The organism is Rudaea sp. 3F27F6 (assembly GCF_005503555.1).
GTDB lineage: Bacteria > Pseudomonadota > Gammaproteobacteria > Xanthomonadales > Rhodanobacteraceae > Rudaea.
This window is the reverse complement of record NZ_SCNG01000005.1, coordinates 420,082-439,247: the sequence shown is the minus strand read 5'-3', so window position 1 is coordinate 439,247 and position 19,166 is coordinate 420,082. Positions and strand designations below refer to the sequence as shown.

The following is a 19,166-nucleotide window of genomic DNA, read 5'->3' as shown; positions in this document are numbered from 1 at the left end:
CGGCGAAAGCCGGGATCCAGCGTCTTAGAACGCGTGCCGAAAAATCGAAGACGCTGGATTCCGGCTTTCGCCGGAATGACGATCAAAAGCAGATACTGCTAATTCAATGACCGCATCCCGTATCTCCACGCCGACCGCGCAACCGCGGTCGGCTTTTCTTTTTTATCTCGCCGTCGCCCTGATCGCCGGCGCCGTGATCGCGCTGCAGATTTCGATCATGCGCATCTTCAGCGTCGGCTCGTGGGCGCACTTCGGCTCGATGGTGGTCAGCCTGGCGATGATGGGCTTCGGCCTGACCTCGGTCGTCATGTGCGCGGCGAACGACTGGTTCGAGAAGCACTGGCAGGGCGTCGCCAATGTCTCCCTGCTCGCGTTCGGTCCGCTGATCGTCGCGGCAAACTTGATCGCGCAGCAGATTCCGTTCAACGCGATCTTCCTGATTTCCGATCCGGTGCAGAAGTGGAAGTTGTTCGGCAACTTCGTCCTGTACCTGACGCCGTTCCTCGCCGGCGCGTTCTTCCTCGGCGCAGTGTTCCTGCGCATGAAGGAAACCTTCGGCCGCATCTACTTCGCCGACCTGGTCGGCGCGGGCGCGGGCGGCCTGCTCCTGCTCGGCTGTCTGTATCTGTTCCGTCCGGAAAATCTCGTCGTCGTGCCGCTCGCGCTGTGGTTCGCCGCGGGCATTGTCTGGTTCCTTGCTCAGTCCAAGCGCAGCGGTTCTCTCACCGCGCTGTTCGTGCTCGGCGTACTCTGCATCGCCGGACATTTCTGGCTGCCGCAGCAGCTCGCGATTCCGAAGCTCGCCGTGTCCGACTACAAGGGCGTGTCCTACGCGCGCAAATTCCCCGACAACCAGCGCGTCTACGAGAACGCCTCGCCGTTCGGCTATCTCGAAGTCTATTCAAGCTCGTACCTGCACTTCGCGCCGGGCCTGTCGGACAACGCCGGCTTCAACCTGCCGGAGATGCCGGCGAACGCCTATCTCGGCATGTACATCGACGGCGAAGGTCCGTTCGGCGTGATGCGCAATCTGAGCGACAAAGAAGTCGCTTACTTCCGCTATCTGCCGATGATCTACCCGTACGTGATCAAGAAGGACCCGAGCACCTTCGTCGTGCAGTTCGGCGGCGGCATCTCCACGCGCGTCGCCTTGCACAACTCGAAGCACGTGACCGTCGCCGAGGGCAATCCGGAAATTCTCAACGCCTTCCGCAACGACAAGGGTCTGCGCGATTTCTCCGGCGACATCCTCAACGATCCCAAGCTCGACGTGATCGACTACGACGGGCGCCTGTATCTTGCCAACACCGACAAGCGCTACGACGTCATCGACGTGTCGCTCGCCGACTCGGCCGGCCTGTCCAGCCCGGGCGGTTTTGCCATCGTCGAGAAGTACGCCTACACGCGCGAAGCGATGCGCGCCTATATGCGCGCACTCGCCGACGGCGGCGTGCTCTCGGTGACGCTGTGGAACAAGGAAGAGCCGCCGAAGTCGGTGCTCAAGCTCTACGCGACGATGGTCGCGGCGGCGCGCGACGCCGATCCCAAGGCCGATCTGTCGAAAGAGTTCTATGCCGCGGCCAGCTATCTCTCGACCGCGACCGTCCTGTACAAGCGCGGCGGATTCAGCGCCGAAGACATCGACAAGCTGCACGCGCACACGCACGCGATGAGCTTCGACGAGCTGACTTATCCGGGCTTCGAGTTCGACACCAAGCAGACCGCCGACAGCCTGAAGTCGTATCGCGAAAGCATCTTCGGCGCGGACGACGAAGCGGCGAAGGCCGCCGCCGCGGCCGGCATCGCGAGCGGCTCGGCCGGTCCGAAAGCGAAAGGCACATCGATCGTGCCGACGTCGGAACCGACGACCGCGCCGATGGCCGATCCGACAGCGCCCGCTGCGAACAGCGCGGACCCGACTGCGCCGCCCGCAGCAGATCCCACTGCCCCGGCTGCCGATCCGACCGGTCCTACAGCCGATCCGACCGGCCCCGATGCCAACGCCTCTTCACCCGACGCGGCCCCCGCACCGGTGCCGGCCACCGTGATGGGCCAGCTCGCCTGGCACTCGCTGCTGCACGGCAACGGCACCGACCTTTCCGACTACGTGTTCGACACGCGCCCGCTGACCAACAACCGCCCGTACTTCGCCGCCTACGTGAAGCCGGGCGATCTCTCGCGCACGACCGACCGCCTGGAAATCTTCCAGGACGAATGGGGTTATTTGCTGCTCTGGGCCACGCTCGGCATCGCCGCGGTCGCCGCGCTCGTACTCGTCGCGATTCCGGTACTGCTCGGCTGGCGCACGATCTTCTCGCGCACGCCGGGACAGTTGCGCGTGATCCTCTATTTCGCCTGCCTCGGCCTCGGCTACATCATGGTCGAGGTCGCGCTGATCGCGAAGTTCGTGCTGCCGCTCGGCAACCCGACCGTGTCCGCGTCGATCCTGATCACCGGCATGCTCGTGTTCTCGGGTCTCGGCAGCCTGACCTCGGAGCGCTTTATGGAGCGCGCGAAGACGACGATGCCGATCATCTTCATCGCCATCGGCGCCCTGCTTATCGCCTACGGCTTCGTCATCGACCCGGTGCTTGACGCGATCGGCCGCCTGCCGTATGCGCTGCGCCTGGTCTGCTGCTTCCTGCTGATCGCGCCGCCCGCGTTCCTTATGGGCTTCCCGATGTCGACCGCGATGACCTGGCTCGGCCGCCTCAACAAGAACGCGATGTTCCTCTGGGCCTGGGGCATCAACGGTTCGTTCTCGGTGATCGGCGCGGCGCTCGTGCCGATCATCGCGACCTCGTTCGGCCTCGCCAGCGTGCTGCAGATCAGCGGCATCGCCTACCTGATCGCCGCGCCGGCCTTTTTTGCGATATTTTTGCCGATGCGAACTGCGCGTAGAGCGACATAACTCCGAGTGAAGCGAGATACGCGAAAATCCACGGGCCTGTCATTCCCGCGAATGCGGGAATCCAGCGCCTTTGGCCGGTGCCAACGCGGCAGCAAAAAGAAAAGACACTGGATTCCCGCATTCGCGGGAATGACAATGCTTTTCAATCTCGTCGCGCCATCGGGTCCGGCTTTTGCCGCGACCGGCAGCGGCAAGCCTGCCGTGTCGATCAAGCAATCGGCCGCACCCAAGGTTCCCATCGCGCCGCTCAAAGCGCCGATCACTGCGTTCGTCCCGTTCGACTACGCGCCGTTTCCGTTCCGCGGCCTGATCCCCGATTCGGGCAAGAAATTCATCGACAAGACCGACGGCAACCGCAAAGGCCACGTCTCCCCGCGTGACGGCTCGGTGCACTGGGAAGACGAAATCTTCAGCGACAACCGCGTGCTGCTGCACCTGCCGCAGGGTTTCGACGTGCGCAAGCCGGCGCTGATCGTGGTGTTCTTTCACGGCAATGGCGCCACGTTGTCGCGCGACGTGCTCGACCGCCAGCAGGTCGCTGCGCAGCTCGCCGCGGCCAACATCAACGCCGTGCTCGTCGCGCCGCAGTTCGCAGTAGATGCGGCCGATTCGAGCGCGGGTCGTTTCTGGCAGCGCGGCATATTCAAGAAATTCGTCGAGGAGGCGGCGCAGAAGCTCGCACTGCAATATCACGACAAGCGCGCCGACGGCGCGTTCAAGCAGTCCAAGGTCGTGCTCGTCGCCTACTCGGGCGGCTACCTGCCCGCGGCGTGGTCGCTCTCGGTTGGACAGATCGGTTCGCGTTTGCAGGGCGTGATCCTGCTCGATGCGCTCTACGGCAACATCGACAAATTCGCCGCGTGGATCGAACGCGCGCAAGGCAGTGCCTTCTTCTTCAGCACCTGGACCGAATCGACGCAGGAGCAGAACGAGGCGCTCAAGTCCGAACTCATGGACGCCGGCGTGCGCTTCAAGACCGCGCTTCCAATCAAGCTGCTGCCCGGCAGCGTGAGCTTCGTGCCGACACCGGCCGGCACCAAGCACGAAGATTTCGTCACTCAGGCATGGACGCAGAATCCGCTGAGCTGGTTGTTCTCGCGCATTCCGGGCTATCCGAAAGGCAAGCCCGCCGCGACCAAGCCGGCAGCGTCGAAACCTCCGCGCAAATAACCGCGCGAGCGCGTGCGCCGATACCCGACCATCGCCGACGGCGTCGCCCAAGGCAGCGACAATTTCCTTCTGCTGCGCTTCCTCGCCGCCGCGCTCGTGATCTACGGACATGCGCCGAGCATCAGCGGACAGGGACCGGCTGACCTCTTCCTCTGGCTTGGCTGGAGCAGCTATTCCGGCGAGATCGCAGTCGATCTGTTCTTCGTCGTCAGCGGCTTCCTCGTCAGCGCAAGCTGGCTGCGCCGCGCGCATCTCGGCGCATTCTTGCGTGCGCGCGTGTTGCGTATCGTGCCTGCTTACGCCGCCTGCATCCTCGTCTGCGCGTTCGCACTCGGGCCGATGTTCACTACGCTGCCGCTACGCGACTACTACGCGGACTCGCAAACCTGGAACTACGTGCTGACCAACCTGCACTTCGGCCCGCGACTGGCTTGGCTGCTGTCCGGCGTATTCACGGACCATCCATCTGCCGTGATCAACGGCTCGATCTGGACCTTGCCGATCGAAGTGCTGATGTACGCCTGCGTCGCCGCCCTTGGCCTTTGCGGCGTCCTCGCGCGGCGCAATGCAGCGACATTTTTACTCGTGATTCTCGGAGCAATCACCGTTGCTTACTTCAGACCGATGCTGTCGGCGCCGTTCACCGACTATCTGCGCATGGCGGCTCTATTCGCGCTTGGCAGCCTTTGCTGGCTCTGGCGCGAACGTATTCCGAATCACGGCGTGGTCGTGCTCATATTCGTTGCGCTTGCCTGGGCGACGGCCGGAACTTTGTTCTACGCGTACCTGTTTGCGTTGGCCGAGGTTGCCTTTGTCTTCTGGTTTGCTTATCGCCTCGGCGGTACACAGTCGCCGCTGCGCCGCTTCAACTCTTTCGGCGACTACTCGTATGGACTTTATCTCTGGGGTTATCCCGCGCAGCAGATTGTGGTCACGCTCATCGGACCGCAATCCGCGTTGGTCAATGCCGTTTGCGGGTTCTTGATTGCGCTGCCGTTGGCGGTTGTTTCTTGGCACGTCATTGAACGGCCTGCGCTCAGGTTGAAAAGTCGCTGGGCATGACGTCGGTTTGTGTTCTTGCTTTGGTGTTCTCCATTTTGATTTGAGAGCAGAGCTTCCACTCGCCCTGCGGGCGAGCGGGTCACTTTCTTGTCTACAGCGACAAGAAAGTAACCAAAGAAACGCCGCCCCAGAACATTGCGCCCTTCGGGCCTCCTGCCCGAAGGGTCCGCGTCAGCGGCCGGGTTCCGCTAATTGCACGTCCTTGTGCAATAGCGGAATGCGCGCGATCCATCGCGCGCACCCTACGGGCCTTTTCGTCCGCTGCCGCCGCAATGTAATGGGGACCCGGAAGAGCCAGAGCAGCGCGCATCGTGCGCGCCGAAGCAAGAACGACCTTCGTAGGCGGCGGCTTTTGATCCGTCTTTTGATCTCGGTCCCCGTCAGCCGCGGCGAGGGCATGACGGAATCGCCCGCAAGGGTCGCGCGCAGGATGCGCGCGAGTTCGCGAATGGACACGGATGTCCATCGAGCGAACCCCGGCATGACCTCGCGGACCGCCGTAGGCGGCGCGGCTCCCGGGGCGGCGTTTCTTTGGTTACTTTCTTGTCGCTGGTGACAAGAAAGTGACCCGCTCGTCCGCAGGACGAGTGGAAGCTCTGCTTTTAAACAAAAAAAAGCAAAGTCACTGGATTCCCGCCAAGAGCACGCGGGAATGACGAGAAAAGAGAGCAAAGCAGAGCGCGAGGAATCGCGCCCTAATCACGCCCTACTTCAATCCAAGTGAGAAGGTACCGGCCGCAACCGAAAACCAAGTCAGGTGGCAACCACCCCATGCGCATCGCCCTTCGCACGCCGCCGCTGCAGCCAATGCTGCAGCCGGTCGAAGTAGATATAGATCACCGGCGTCAGATACAGCGTCAGCACCTGCGAAGTGAGCAGGCCGCCGACGACGGCGAGGCCGAGCGGTCGGCGTGAATCGCCGCCGGCACCGAAGCCGATCGCGATCGGCAAGGTGCCGAACAGCGCGGCGAACGTGGTCATCATGATCGGGCGGAAGCGCACGAGGCAGGCGTCGAAGATCGCCTTCTCGGGCGGCACGCCGCTGCGTTCCACTTCGAGCGCGAAGTCGATCATCATGATCGCGTTCTTCTTGACGATGCCGATCAGCATGATCAGGCCGACCATGCCGTAGAGGTTCAGATCGATGCGGAACAGCATCAGGGTCAGTAGCGCGCCGAACGCCGCGGTCGGCAGGCCGGACAGAATCGTCAGCGGATGGATAAAGCTCTCGTACAAAATTCCGAGCACGAGATAGATCACGAACACCGCGAGCAGCAGCAGTACGCCCATGCCCGAGATCGAAGACTGGAATGCCTGCGCCGTGCCTTGGAATGAGCCGGTGATCGTGTCGGGCAGTTTGAGCTGACCGACGACGCCGTTGATGCGTTCGACCGCCTGACTCAGGCTCACGCCGGGCGCAAGGTTGAACGAAATCGTCACCGCAGGCACTTGGCCGAGATGGCTGATCGTCGCCGGCCCGACCGACTTGTCGAACTTCGCCACGGCCGACAGCGGCACGAGAGTCGCGCTGCTGCCGCGCACGTAGATCTGGCTGAGGATATTTGGATCGCCCTGCTTCGACGGATCGACCTGCATCTGCACCCAGTACTGATCGATCGAAGTGTAGATCGTCGACACCTGCGCGGGGCCGAACGCGGTGTACAGCGCGTTCTCGATCTGCGCCGCGGTCACGCCGACACTCGATGCGGCGTCGCGGTCGATCTTGACGTCGATCTGCGGCGTCGCGATCAGCAAGTCGCTGGTCACGTCCTGAAAGCCCGGCAGTTTGGACATCGCGTCGAGCAGTTTCGGCACGGCGCTGTACAGTTCTTTCGTGTCGGTGTCCTGCAACGTGTACTGGTACTGGGTCTTGGTCAGCGTGCCGCCGATGCGGATGATCGGAATGTTCTGCAGATAGACCTTGAAGCCCGGAATGCCCTGCAGCTTCGGCCGCAGTTCCTGGATCACGTCTTCGGGCGACGCGCGCTCGCTGCGCGGCTTCAGCGTGACGATCATGCGGCCGAGGTTGAGCGTCGCGCTCGAACCGGATACGCCGATGAACGACAACACGCCCTGCACGTTGCGATCGTTGCGCACGATGTCGGTCGCGGCCTGCTGCTTGCGCGCCATTTCGTCGAAGCCGACGTCCTGATCGGCCTCGGTGAACACGAACAACTGTCCGGTATCGTCGCTCGGCAGAAATCCCTTCGGGATAGCGACGAACAGCCAGCCCGTCGCGGCGAGGATCAGGAAAAACGCGAACACCACACCGCGGCGATGCCGCAGGCAGAATTCGAGCGTGCGCCGGTATACGTTCTGCATCGCGTCGAAGCCGCGCTCGAACGCCTGATACATGGCGCCGTGCCGATTTTCGCTGGCACCGCCGCCGTGGTGCGGTTTGAGCATGCGGCTGCACAGCATCGGCGTCAGGCTCAGGCTGACGAAGCCCGAGACCAACACCGCGGCGACGATGGTCACCGCGAACTCGTGCAGCAGGCGGCCGATGATGCCGCCCATGAACAGGATCGGGATGAACACCGCGGCGAGCGAGATCGTCATCGACACGATGGTGAAACCGATCTCCTTGGCGCCTTCGAAGGTCGCTTGCAGCGGCGGCTTGCCCATTTCCATGTGGCGCGAGATGTTCTCGAGCATGACGATCGCATCGTCGACGACGAAGCCGACGCAGAGGGTCAGCGCCATCAGCGAGAGATTGTCGAGGCTGTAGCCGAACGGATACATGATCGCAAACGTGCCGACGATCGACATCGGCAGCGCGAGCGAAGGAATGATCGTCGCCGAGAGATTGCGCAGGAATAGGAAGATCACGAGGATGACCAGCGCAAGCGCGAGCATCAGGGTGAACTGTACGTCCTCGACCGAAGCGCGGATGCTTTCGGTGCGGTCGTAGAACACCTTCAGCTCGATGCCCGTCGGCAATTGCGTCGAGAAGCTCGGCAGGATTGTGCGGATGCGTTCGACCACGGCGATCGTGTTGACGCCGGGCTGCTTCTGGATCGCGAGCATGACGCCGCGCTGGCCGTTGAACCACGCCGCAACCTTGTCGTTCTGCACGCCGTCGTAGACGCGGCCGATGTCGCCGAGGCGCACCGGCGCGCCGTTCTGGTAACTCACGATCAGGTCGGCGAACGGCTTGGCCGCGGCGAACTGGCCGCCGACCATGACGCTGTAGGTGCGGTCGCTGCCGTACAGCGTGCCGGTCGGCAGGTTGACGTTGCCGTTGCCGACCGCGGCCGCGACTTGGTCGATGCCGAGTCCGCGCGTCGCCATCGCACCCGGGTCGAGGTCGATGCGCACCGCGTACTTCTGCGAACCGTAGACGTTGACCAGGGCCACGCCGTCGACCATCGACAGGCGCTGCGCGAGCAGGGACTCGGCGTATTCGTCGACTTTCGACAGCGGCAGCGTCTTCGAGGTCATGCCGACGAAGAACACCGGCGCGTCGGCCGGATTGACCTTGCGGAAGGTCGGCGGCGTCGTCATCGTCGGCGGCAATTGGCGCGACGCGGCCGAGATCGCCGACTGCACGTCGAGCGCGGCGGCGTCGATATTGCGGTCTAGCGTGAACTGAAGAGTGATCTGAGTCTGGCCGATGCCGCTGACTGAGGTCATCGAGTCGATCGCGGGGATCGTCGAGAACTGTTTCTCCAGCGGCATCGCCACGGCCGAGCCCATCGTCTCCGGCGAAGCGCCCGGCAGGGTCGCGGTGACCTGGATCGTCGGGAAGTCGACGTTCGGCAGATCCGACACCGGCAGCAACCGATACGAGACGATGCCGAACACGAGGATGCCGATCATGACCAGGGTGGTCATGACCGGGCGGCGGACGAAAATTTCGGAAACGCTCATTCGCGCAGTCTCATTTCACCGCAGCAGCATCGCCGACCGCGCTGCCCGACGCATCCGCCGGTTTCGCCTCGGCAATCTGCACGAGGGTGCCATTGACCAGGCGCGACTGGCCGTCGACGACGACCGTTTCGCCCGCATCGATACCCTTGCTGATCACGCTCTCGCCGGCAACGCTGCGCAGCACCGTCACCGCGCGCTGCTCGGCCTTGTTGTCGGCCTTGACGATGAAAACGTAATTGCCGTTCGGGCCCGCCTTCACCGCGGCGTTCGGCACGACGACCGCGTCCGCGTCGGTGCCGAGGGTCAGCGCGATGTTGACGAACTGACCCGGCCACAGGCTTTCGTCCTTGTTCGCGAACTGCGCGCGCAGCTTGACTGTGTTCGTCGCTGGATCGACCGCGTTGTCGACGAAGGCGAGTTCGCCGTTCTGCGCCTGCTTCACGCCGTCGCCGCGCGCGGTGACGCCGAGCACGCCCTTGGCCTGCGCACTGCGTACGCGCTCGACGTAAGCACCCGGTACGGCGAAGTTGACGAAGATCGGCGCAATCTGGTTGATCGTCAGCAGCGCGTTCGTATCGTTTGCCTTCACCAGATTGCCCGGCTGCACGAGGATGCGTCCGGCGCGGCCGTCGAACGGCGCGTGGATGTCGGTGTAGCCGAGCGTGAGCTTGGCCGCGGCGACGTTGGCCTGATCGACCTTGACCGCCGCGGCAGCCGACTCGTGCGTGGTCAGGTACTGCTGCATCTGGTCGGCCGAGATGAATCCCTTGGTCGCCACCGGCGCATAGCGGTCGACCTGCGCCTTGGCCAGATCGCGCGCAGCGACATCTTTCGCCAGCGCCGCATCCGCCTGCGCAAGTGCGGCCTGCGCCGGACGCGGATCGATCTTGAACAGCAACTGCCCGGCCTTGACCTCGTCGCCGTCCTTGACGTGGCTTTCGAGCAGTTGCCCGTCGACGAGCGACTTCACCGCAACCATGTTGATCGCTTCGACCGTGCCGACCGCGGCAAGCAGATCGGGCACGGTCTTGCGCGTCGCCGCGGCCACGCTGACCGGAGTCGTCGCCGGTCCGGCGGACGGCGGCGGCTTGGAACAGGCGCTAATCAGGGAAAGTAAAATGATTGTGCAGAGCAGGCGCATAGCGTCTCGGCCGGAAACCGGCATGGGAAAAGGAAACCGTATCGGTGGCGGATTATCGCCTATCGAAATGTTTCTTCTCTTGTCACGGAAGTAACGATTTGTGAGCATCGCAGAAGGCAGGGTTCGCTCCTGCTGACCGGCTGCAGCCCGTTCTGCTTTCATGCCTTCCGCTGCTGCTAAAATCACCGTCCATCCGCGCAACGATCGTAATGACGCCCTCCTTCGTCCACCTGCACGTCCACAGCGACTATTCGCTGGTCGATTCGACGATCCGCCTGCCCGACAAGCCCGAATACGGCGATCCGGCCAAGGCCGGCAGCCGGCCGAACCTGATCAGCCGTGCGGTCGAGTCCAATCAGCCGGCGCTCGCGCTGACCGACCAGTGCAACCTGTTCGCGCTGGTCAAGTTCTACCGCGCGGCCGAAGCGAACGGGATCAAGCCGATTGCCGGCGCGGACGTGTATCTGCCGAATCCGCACGACGCGCACCGGCCGCATCGTCTGACCCTGCTCTGCCTGGACCGCGCCGGCTATCTGAATCTCGCCAAGCTCGTCTCGCGCTGCTATCTCGAAGGGCGCCAGGGCGACTACGTGCTCGCCCAGCCGGAATGGTTCGCCGAATGCAGCGCCGGCCTGATCGCGCTGGCCGGCCGCCAGAGCGACGTCGGCCAAATGCTGCTCGCGGACAAGTTCGACGCGGCGCGCGCGGCGATGCGCGAATGGCTGAACTGGTTCGACGACCGCTGGTATTTCGAGCTGACCCGCACCGGCCACACCGATGAGGCGCACTTCATCGACGCCGCGCTCAAACTCGGCGCCGAGCTCGACCTGCCCTGCGTGGCGACCAACGACGTGCGCTTTCTCTCGCGCGACGATTTCGAATCGCACGAGGCGCGCGTCTGCATCCGCCAGGGCCGCCTGCTCAGCGATCCGAAGCGCCCGCGCGATTACACCGCCGAGCAGTACCTGAAGTCGGCGGAACAGATGGCCGAGCTGTTCGCCGATCTGCCCGAGGCGCTCGAAAACAGCGTCGAGATCGCCAAGCGCTGCAGCCTCGAACTCAAGTTCGGCACTTATTACCTGCCCGACTTTCCGGTGCCGCCCGGCGAGACGATCGACAGCTTTATCCGCAGCCAGTCGCACGCCGGCCTGGAAACGCGCTTGGTCAAGCACGGCGTCGCCGACGATTTCACTCGCGACGACTACATCAAACGCCTCGACCGCGAACTCGACGTGATCGTGAAGATGGGCTTCCCGGGCTACTTCCTTATCGTCGCCGACTTCATCAACTGGGCGAAATCGCACGACATCCCGGTCGGACCGGGACGCGGCTCGGGCGCCGGCTCCGCGGTCGCCTGGAGCCTCGGCATCACCGATCTCGATCCGCTGCGCTACGGCCTGCTGTTCGAACGCTTCCTCAATCCCGAACGTATCTCCATGCCCGATTTCGACGTCGACTTCTGCATGGACGGGCGCGACACGGTGATCGACTACGTGGCGCGCAAATACGGCCGCGAGAAGGTCAGCCAGATCATCACCTACGGCACGATGGCGGCGAAGGCCGTGCTGCGCGACGCCGGCCGCGTGCTCGGCATGGGCTACGGCCAGGTCGACAAGATCGCCAAGCTCATCCCGATGATCCCGACCGATCCGATCACGCTCGAGGACGCGCTCGGCCGCAGCAAGAAGTCGCGCGACAAGCCCGACCGCATCGTCGCCGACTTCCGCGATCTCTACGAGACCGACGACGACGCGCGCGAGCTGATCGACCTCGCGCTGAGCCTCGAAGACCTCACCCGCAACGCCGGCAAGCACGCCGGCGGCGTGGTCATCGCGCCGAGCGTCCTCACCGACTTCGCCCCGCTCTACTCCGAAGGCGGCGACGGCGTCGTCACCCAGTTCGACAAGGACGACGTCGAAGCGGTCGGCCTGGTCAAGTTCGACTTCCTCGGCCTGCGCACGCTGACCATCATCGACTGGGCGGTCAAGGCGATCAACGCGCGGCGCGAGGTCAAGGCCGAGCCGCTGCTCGACATGGACAAGATCCCGCTCGACGACGCGCCGGTCTACGCCCTGTTCAAGCGCGCGCAGACCGTCGCCGTGTTCCAGTTCGAGTCGCGCGGCATGCAGGGCATGCTCAAGGAGGCCAAGCCCGACCGCTTCGAAGACCTGATGGCGCTGACGTCGCTGTTCCGTCCCGGCCCGATGGAGCAGATCCCCAGTTTCTGCAAGCGCAAGCACGGCGAGGAGCCGATCGAATACGCCGACCCGCGCGTCGAGTCGGTGCTGGCCGAGACCTACGGCATCATGGTCTACCAGGAACAGGTCATGCAGATGGCGCAGATCGTCGGCGGTTACTCGCTCGGCGGCGCCGACCTGCTGCGCCGCGCGATGGGCAAGAAGATCGCCGCGGAGATGGCCAAACATCGCGAGATCTTCCGCGACGGCGCGGCGAAGAACGGCGTCGCCGGCGACAAGGCCGACGCGATCTTCGACCTGATGGAGAAGTTCGCCGGCTACGGCTTCAACAAGTCGCACGCCGCGGCCTATGCGCTGGTCTCGTACCAGACCGCGTGGCTCAAGGTGCACTACCCGGCCGAATTCATGGCAGCGGTGTTGTCGTCGGACATGGACAACACCGACAAGGTGGTCAACTTCCTCGACGAAGCCCGCGCGATGGGCATCAAGGTGCAACCGCCCGACGTCAACGCCTCGTCGTATCCGTTCCGCGCCGAAGACGACGGCAGCATCCGCTACGGCCTCGGCGCGATCAAGGGCGTCGGCCGCGCTGCCTGCGAGAGCATCGCCGGCGAGCGCGAGCGCAACGGCGTGTACAAAGATCTGGCCGATTTCTGCCGCCGCGTCGATTCGACCAAGCTCAACAAGCGCGTGCTCGAAGCGCTGACCTTATCCGGCGCGCTCGACGCGCTCGCGCCGAACCGCGCTTCGCTGATGGTGCAGATTCCCGAGGCGATGAAGGCCGCCGAGCAGCAGGCGCGCGACGCGCAGGCCGGACAGAACGACATGTTCGGTTCGAGTGCGGCCGCGCCGATCGAATTGAAACTGCCGGTCGTCGACGACTGGCCGCTGCAGCAGATGCTGATCGGCGAGCGCGAGACGCTCGGCCACTATCTTTCCGGCCATCCGACCGAAGCCTGGCGCGAGCTGCTCGTGCAGCTTGCCGATGCGCCGCTCGGCGAGGTCGCGAAACACCACAAGCCGCCCGCGCCCGACCAGCGCCGCGGACGCTTCAACGATCAGCCGTTCGTCGTCGCCGGCCAGGTCGTGTCGATGCGCAACCGCGGCGATTCAATGGCCTTCGTCCAGCTCGAAGACTGGTCCGGCCGCATCGAAGTCAGCCTGTTCCGCGAAGTCTTCGTCGAATACCGCGCCTTGCTGACGCGCGACGCGTTCCTCGTCGTCGAAGGCGGCCTCTCGGTCGACGAATTCAACGGCGGCTTCCAGCTGCGCGCGCGGCGCGTGTCGACGCTAGACGAAGCGCTCGCGCGCCAGGCGCGGTTGCTGCGCGTCAAGCTCAACGGCGTCGACGCCGGCTTCATCGCCAAACTGCAGCAGCTGATCGCCGGCCATCGCGGCGGCAGGACACCGATGCGCCTGAGCTATGCGAACAAGCTCGGCCGCGGCGAACTCGAACTCGGCGCCGCCTTCCGCGTACGTGCGAGCGCCGACCTGAAGCGCAGCCTCGATGCGCTGCCCGGCGTGCTCGGCACCGAGCTGCTGTTGAGCCGCGGGGGCGCAAGCTCCGAGTAGGCCGGCCGCGCCGGCCCCCGCGACGCCCCTTGCGCTATAATCCGCCCCCTTGCGCGCCAAGCGCCCCGCATTGCGATACATGAACCCGAATTTCCTCGATTTCGAACAGCCCATCGCCGAACTGGACGCGAAAATCGCCGAACTGCGCGCCGCCAGCCACGGTCAAGCGTTCAATATCGACGAGGAAATCGCCAAGCTTGAAGACAAGCTCAAACGCAAGACCGCGGAGATTTTCCGCAGCCTGAGTTCCTGGCAGATTTCCGAACTCGCGCGCCATCCGGCGCGACCCTACACACTCGACTACGTGCAGACGATCTGCGACGAGTTCGTCGAGCTGGCCGGCGACCGCGCTTATGCCGACGACGCGGCGATCGTCGGCGGCCTCGCCCGCATCGACGGGCACAGCGTCGTCGTCATCGGCCACCAGAAGGGCCGCGACACCAAGACCAAGATCCGCCGCAACTTCGGCATGCCGCGGCCGGAAGGCTATCGCAAGGCGCTGCGCCTCATGCAGCTCGCCGAACGCTTCCGTCTGCCGATACTGACCTTCATCGACACGCCGGGCGCGTATCCGGGCGTCGGTGCCGAAGAGCGCGGCCAGAGCGAGGCAATCGCGCGCAACCTGCTCGAAATGTCCGAACTCAAGGTGCCGATCCTGTGCACGGTGATCGGCGAAGGCGGCTCCGGCGGCGCGCTCGCAATCGGCGTCGGCGACGTGACCAATATGCTGCAGTACTCGACCTACTCGGTGATCACGCCGGAAGGCTGTGCGGCAATTCTCTGGAAGAGCGCCGACAGAAAGAAGGAAGCCGCCGAAGCGCTCGGCATCACCGCGCCGCGCCTGCTCGAACTCGGCCTCGTCGACAAGGTGCTGCGCGAGCCGCTCGGCGGCGCGCACCGCGATCCGCGCAATATGGCGATCCGCCTCAAGGCCGTGCTGCTCAACCAGCTCGGCGAACTGGAAAAAGTCGACGCCGCTACGCTGCTCGAAAATCGCTACCGGCGCCTGCGCAAGTACGGCGCCTTCAAGGCCGCCTGATCTTCCCTTCTCCCGACGGAACGGGAAGCCAGCGCCGCCAGGCTCACAGATTCGATCATGCCGCTACGTCTTCCGCCGCTGTCGTCGCTGCGCTTCTTCGAAGCCGCCGGGCGGCTGCGTAGCTTCAAGCTCGCCGCCGCCGAATTGAACGTCACCCCGAGCGCGGTCAGCCACGGCATCGTCGGACTCGAAGAAGCGCTCGGCGTCGAACTGTTCGTGCGCGAATCGCGCGGACTTTCGCTCACGGCCGAGGGTGCCGACTACCTCGGCTATGTGGCCGAAGCGTTTTCTCTGCTCGCGATCGGTACCCAGCGCCTGCCCTCGCAGCGCGGCGGTGCGATCGCGGTCAGCTGCGCACCGACATTCGCCTCGCGCTGGCTGCTGCCGCGCCTCGCCGAGTTCCGCCGTCGCTGGCCGCAGGCGAACGTGGCCGTGGACACATCGCGGCGCCAGGTCGGCTTTCCGACCGACGGCTTCGATTTCGCCATCCGCATGAGCCGTGTCCCGGCCGCGGGCACGACCTGGACGCGCCTGTTCGGCGAAGAGTTGCTGCCGGTGTGCAGCCCGGCGTATCGCAAGACTGTGCTCGACGCCGAGGGTCTCGTCGATATGCGCCGCGCCGCGCTGATCCACGTCGAACCGGCCAGCGAAGATTGGCAGGCGTGGCTTGCCGCCGCACACATCGAGGGCATCGACGCCATGGCCGGTCTGCGTTTCGACACGATCGAACTCGCCTTCGCCGCGGCAACGCGCGGCCTCGGCGTCGCCATCGGACGGCGCCCGTTGATCGATCCCGAACTGGCGAGCGGCGCGCTCGTCGCCGCCAGCGAAAAAACGTTGACCGCGGAGACAGCGTATTGGCTGGTCAGCTCCGAGGGTGTCGACAAGCGCCGCGACCTCAGCGCGTTCCGCGACTGGCTGCTCGCCGAGAGTGCGCGCTTCCGCGGCGAGGCCGAGTGAACCGCCCTCACCTGTCGTAGACAAGTTTTCGTTTGTGCGCCGCACACGTCGCCGCCACGATGAGGCGACGGAGGTATTCCCATGTCGGCGGCAGCACAAACACCGTATTCGTTTTGGAGAAGTCCGGCGCTGCCGGTCGTGATCGCGGGCGCGCTGATCCTCAGCGTCGCGATGGGCATACGCCAGACCTTCGGCCTGTTCATCGGGCCGTTCTCGTTCGACCGCGGCATGCCGATCACCCTGGTCGCGTTCGCGATCGCCTTGCACAACCTGGTCTGGGGTTTCGCCCAGCCGTTCGCCGGCGCCGCGGCCGACCGCTTCGGCTCGGCACCGGTCGTCGCCTTCGGTGCGATCACGTTCGCCGCTGGCCTCAGCCTCGCCGCGCTGGTGCCATCGGGCGTGTTTCTCATCCTCGGCATGGGCGTGCTCGTCGGCATCGGCATCAGTTGCACGAGCTTCGGCGTCGTACTGAGCGCAGTCGGGCGTGCCGCGAGCGGGCAAACGCGCAGCATGGCGATGGGCATCGCCAGCGCCGGCGGCTCGCTCGGCCAAGTGCTTATGGTGCCGCTCGCACAAGGCGTGCAACAGGCTTCGGGCATGTCGTTCGCCCTGCTCGTGCTCGCTTTCGCGATCCTCGCCACGGCGCCGTTCGGCATTGCGCTGGATCGGCAGGCCGACGATGGCTCGCGTGCGCAGGAAAGCCCCGCCACGCCGCTGCGCGAAGTGCTCGGCATCGCCCTGCGTCATCGCGGCTATTTGCTGCTCGCGCTCGGTTTCTTCACTTGCGGATTCCAACTCGCATTCATTGCGACCTATCTGCCTGGATACCTGTTTCTTTGTCATATGCCGGCTGCGCTCGGCGCGACCGCGCTCGCTCTGATCGGCCTGTTCAATATGGCCGGCTCGTGGACCTGCGGCTGGCTCGGCGGACGCTACCGCCAACAGTATGTGCTCGGCTGGCTCTATCTGATCCGCAGCGTCACCATCGCGGCATTCTTCCTGTTGCCGAAGTCGCCGGCCTCAGTGGTCGTCTTCGCCGCAGTAATGGGCCTGACCTGGCTCGGCACCGTGCCGCTGACCTCGGGCCTCGTCGCCAAAGTGTTCGGCGTGCGCCATCTCGGCACCCTGTTCGGCGTGGTATTCCTGAGCCATCAGATCGGCTCGTTCCTCGGCGCCTGGCTCGGCGGTTTCGTCTTCGATCTGACCGGCTCGTACACCTTGCTGTGGAGCGCGACCGCGCTCGCCGGCCTGTTTGCCGCCCTGCTGCACTTCCCGATCGACGACCGCGTCGTGGCGTCGCCAGAAACGCTGGGAGCCCAAGCATGAATCGCCCTCTTCATCTCGTCGACGACAGCGCTGCAAGCGGTGAGCCCAAACCGCTGCCCGTGCTCGACTATCTGCAACGCCAGCTCGCGGGAACGCTGCGTGCAGGCGAAGAGACGTTCCTGCGCTATCCGACCGCAATCTCGCAACTGCTGAAGATGCGTATCGTCGATATCGACGAGGCGAGCGCGACGCTCGAAATCGACGCCGACGCGGCGATCCACGGCAACCAGCAAGGCACCGTGCACGGCGGCCTGATCTGCGAACTCGCCGATGCCGCGTTCGGCACCGCGCATTCGACCTTGATGCAGGAAGACGAATCGTTCACCAGCATCGACCTGAAGGCGACGTTCCTGCGTCCGGTATGGAAATCGACCCTGCGCGCACGCGCCTGGGCGACGCATCGCGGGCGCACGATCAGTCACTACCAATGCGATATCGCCCGTGACGACGGCAAACTCGTCGCGACGGTCACCTGCGCCGTCATGACCTTACGCGGCGCGCAGGCGCAGGGGAGGTAGACGCCCGCGTTTCCGCATCTGGTTTTTTTTACCAGGCCACGACAGCGGACCGAGTGCGAACTTTCCACTTTCCGCGCGTTCGATAGCCGAACGGGCAAAAAGGGGAAAGTCGTTATGCCGCGATCGTTTTCACAGCGACGAGCCAGGTCCGCATCGTCTTGGTTGAGTCGATACGCAAGAAGTATCGCGATTGCAGTGGGCTGCATCAGTTTTCTGCCGGCTTCCGCGGCCGAACTCGGCGCGAAGCCGGCGCCGAATCCCGAACTTGAGCGGCTTGTCGATGATGTTTGCCGCAAGCCTGTCGTCGTTCTCGGAGAGGACAGCGGTCACGGCGCGGGGAACTCCATCGCAACCAAGGTTTCGCTGGTCGAGCGTTTGATCGACCGCTGCGGCTTCTCGGCTGTTCTGTTTGAGAGTCCGATCTACGATTTCGTCGATCTCGAACGCCAGTACGCAGCGGGTACGGCCGAATCTTTGCAACTCTCCGATGCGGTCGGCGCCATCTGGTCAGCGACGCGCGAATTCGATCCACTCGTCGACTACCTGCATCGAAAGGCTTCAACCGGCAAGATCAGACTTGGCGGCATCGATTTCCAACCGACCAGCGCCACGTCGGCGTATCAACATCGACGCCTCGCCGCCGATCTGACGCGGCAATTGCCTGTCCCCGATCGCGGCGGCTGCGAGAGCGAGATCGATCGGCATACGAATTGGCGATACAGCGATCAATCGCCGTACGACAACACCGCGCTGGAACGGCTGCGCGCTTGCGCAAATTCGATCGAGGCCAGCTTAAACGGCACAAATCGGAGCGAGATGACACAACGCGATGCGCTGATGGCTGCGAACCTCTCGAAATACTTTCAGTTCCAGAACCCGGCCGGCACACCCGACGCGTCGCTGCGCGATCTGGCGATGTACGAGAACGTGGTTTGGTACCGCGCGCATTTGCCGTCGCACGCGAAAATCATTGTCTGGTGCGCGACGATCCACGGCGCCAAGCAATCGCGCTTTCCGGCAGGCAAGAAAAACATGGGCTCGCGTCTGCATGAACTGCTCGGCGACCGGCTCGCGGTGATCGGTTTCTCGGCGCTTTCCGGTAACTACGGCCGACAAAAGCCGCAGGCGCTGGCACCGGCCTCGCCCGATTCGCTCGAAGCGCGCGCACTCGCAGACTCACGTGATCGCGACGTCCACTATCTCGATGTGAAAGAACTTCGCCGATTTGGAACGGTGAGCGCCCGTGCGATTTCCTATGGCGCTTCGGAGAAGGCCGATTGGTCCGAGATCGTCGACGGCCTCATCGTGCTTGGCCAAGAACGCCCTGTCGAAATCATTCACGAAGCAAAGCCCCGACAGACCGAACGGTAGCATCCGATTCGGTCGAAAACTCAGTCGC

At 64.3% G+C, this 19,166-nt stretch carries 11 protein-coding genes; 9 read left to right on the top strand and 2 right to left on the bottom strand.

Going from position 1 to position 19,166, the window contains the following annotated elements; genetic code table 11:
- Positions 1-106 precede the first annotated feature (106 nt).
- From FFS30_RS19595 to FFS30_RS19585, 3 genes are all read left to right on the top strand, one after another.
- The gene (locus tag FFS30_RS19595) at positions 107-2,911 is read left to right on the top strand and encodes a hypothetical protein (protein WP_137914877.1); all 2,805 of its coding nucleotides are present in this window, start codon (positions 107-109) and stop codon (positions 2,909-2,911) included.
- Between the two features lie 135 nt (positions 2,912-3,046).
- Positions 3,047-4,081 (top strand): alpha/beta hydrolase, encoded by a 1,035-nt coding sequence (locus FFS30_RS19590; RefSeq protein WP_137914876.1) that lies wholly within the window; start codon positions 3,047-3,049, stop codon positions 4,079-4,081.
- 12 nt (positions 4,082-4,093) lie between these two features.
- Positions 4,094-5,143: an acyltransferase gene (locus tag FFS30_RS19585; protein WP_137914875.1), complete on the top strand. Its 1,050-nt coding sequence runs from the start codon at positions 4,094-4,096 to the stop codon at positions 5,141-5,143.
- A 753-nt stretch (positions 5,144-5,896) separates the two neighbouring features.
- Here FFS30_RS19585 and FFS30_RS19580 read toward each other — a convergent pair.
- Together FFS30_RS19580 and FFS30_RS19575 are read right to left on the bottom strand one after the other, a co-directional pair.
- Positions 5,897-9,013, bottom strand: a complete 3,117-nt coding sequence (locus FFS30_RS19580; RefSeq protein ID WP_137914874.1) for an efflux RND transporter permease subunit — start codon at positions 9,011-9,013, stop codon at positions 5,897-5,899.
- Between the two features lie 10 nt (positions 9,014-9,023).
- Entirely contained in the window at positions 9,024-10,154 is a 1,131-nt protein-coding gene (locus FFS30_RS19575; protein ID WP_171014746.1) for an efflux RND transporter periplasmic adaptor subunit, read from the bottom strand.
- A 209-nt stretch (positions 10,155-10,363) separates the two neighbouring features.
- Here FFS30_RS19575 and dnaE point away from each other — a divergent pair, with 209 nt between their 5' ends.
- The 6 genes from dnaE to FFS30_RS19545 all read left to right on the top strand — a co-directional run bounded on the left by dnaE (position 10,364) and on the right by FFS30_RS19545 (position 19,138).
- The gene (dnaE, locus tag FFS30_RS19570) at positions 10,364-13,924 is read left to right on the top strand and encodes a DNA polymerase III subunit alpha (RefSeq protein ID WP_137914872.1); all 3,561 of its coding nucleotides are present in this window, start codon (positions 10,364-10,366) and stop codon (positions 13,922-13,924) included.
- A 79-nt stretch (positions 13,925-14,003) separates the two neighbouring features.
- Complete coding sequence (locus FFS30_RS19565; RefSeq protein WP_137914871.1) at positions 14,004-14,963, top strand: acetyl-CoA carboxylase carboxyltransferase subunit alpha; 960 nt, start codon at positions 14,004-14,006, stop codon at positions 14,961-14,963.
- Between the two features lie 57 nt (positions 14,964-15,020).
- The gene (locus FFS30_RS19560) at positions 15,021-15,923 is read left to right on the top strand and encodes a LysR substrate-binding domain-containing protein (RefSeq protein ID WP_137914870.1); all 903 of its coding nucleotides are present in this window, start codon (positions 15,021-15,023) and stop codon (positions 15,921-15,923) included.
- 81 nt (positions 15,924-16,004) lie between these two features.
- On the top strand, positions 16,005-17,249 hold the full coding sequence (locus FFS30_RS19555) for an MFS transporter (RefSeq protein ID WP_137914869.1): 1,245 nt from the start codon (positions 16,005-16,007) through the stop codon (positions 17,247-17,249).
- Positions 17,246-17,767, top strand: a complete 522-nt coding sequence (locus FFS30_RS19550; RefSeq protein WP_137914868.1) for a PaaI family thioesterase — start codon at positions 17,246-17,248, stop codon at positions 17,765-17,767. The genes FFS30_RS19555 and FFS30_RS19550 overlap by 4 nt, the downstream gene beginning before the upstream one ends.
- A 195-nt stretch (positions 17,768-17,962) precedes the next feature.
- Positions 17,963-19,138 carry an erythromycin esterase family protein gene (locus FFS30_RS19545; protein ID WP_171014745.1) on the top strand — a complete coding sequence of 392 codons (1,176 nt, stop codon included), beginning with the start codon at positions 17,963-17,965 and terminating at the stop codon, positions 19,136-19,138.
- The last annotated feature ends 28 nt before the right edge of the window (positions 19,139-19,166 follow it).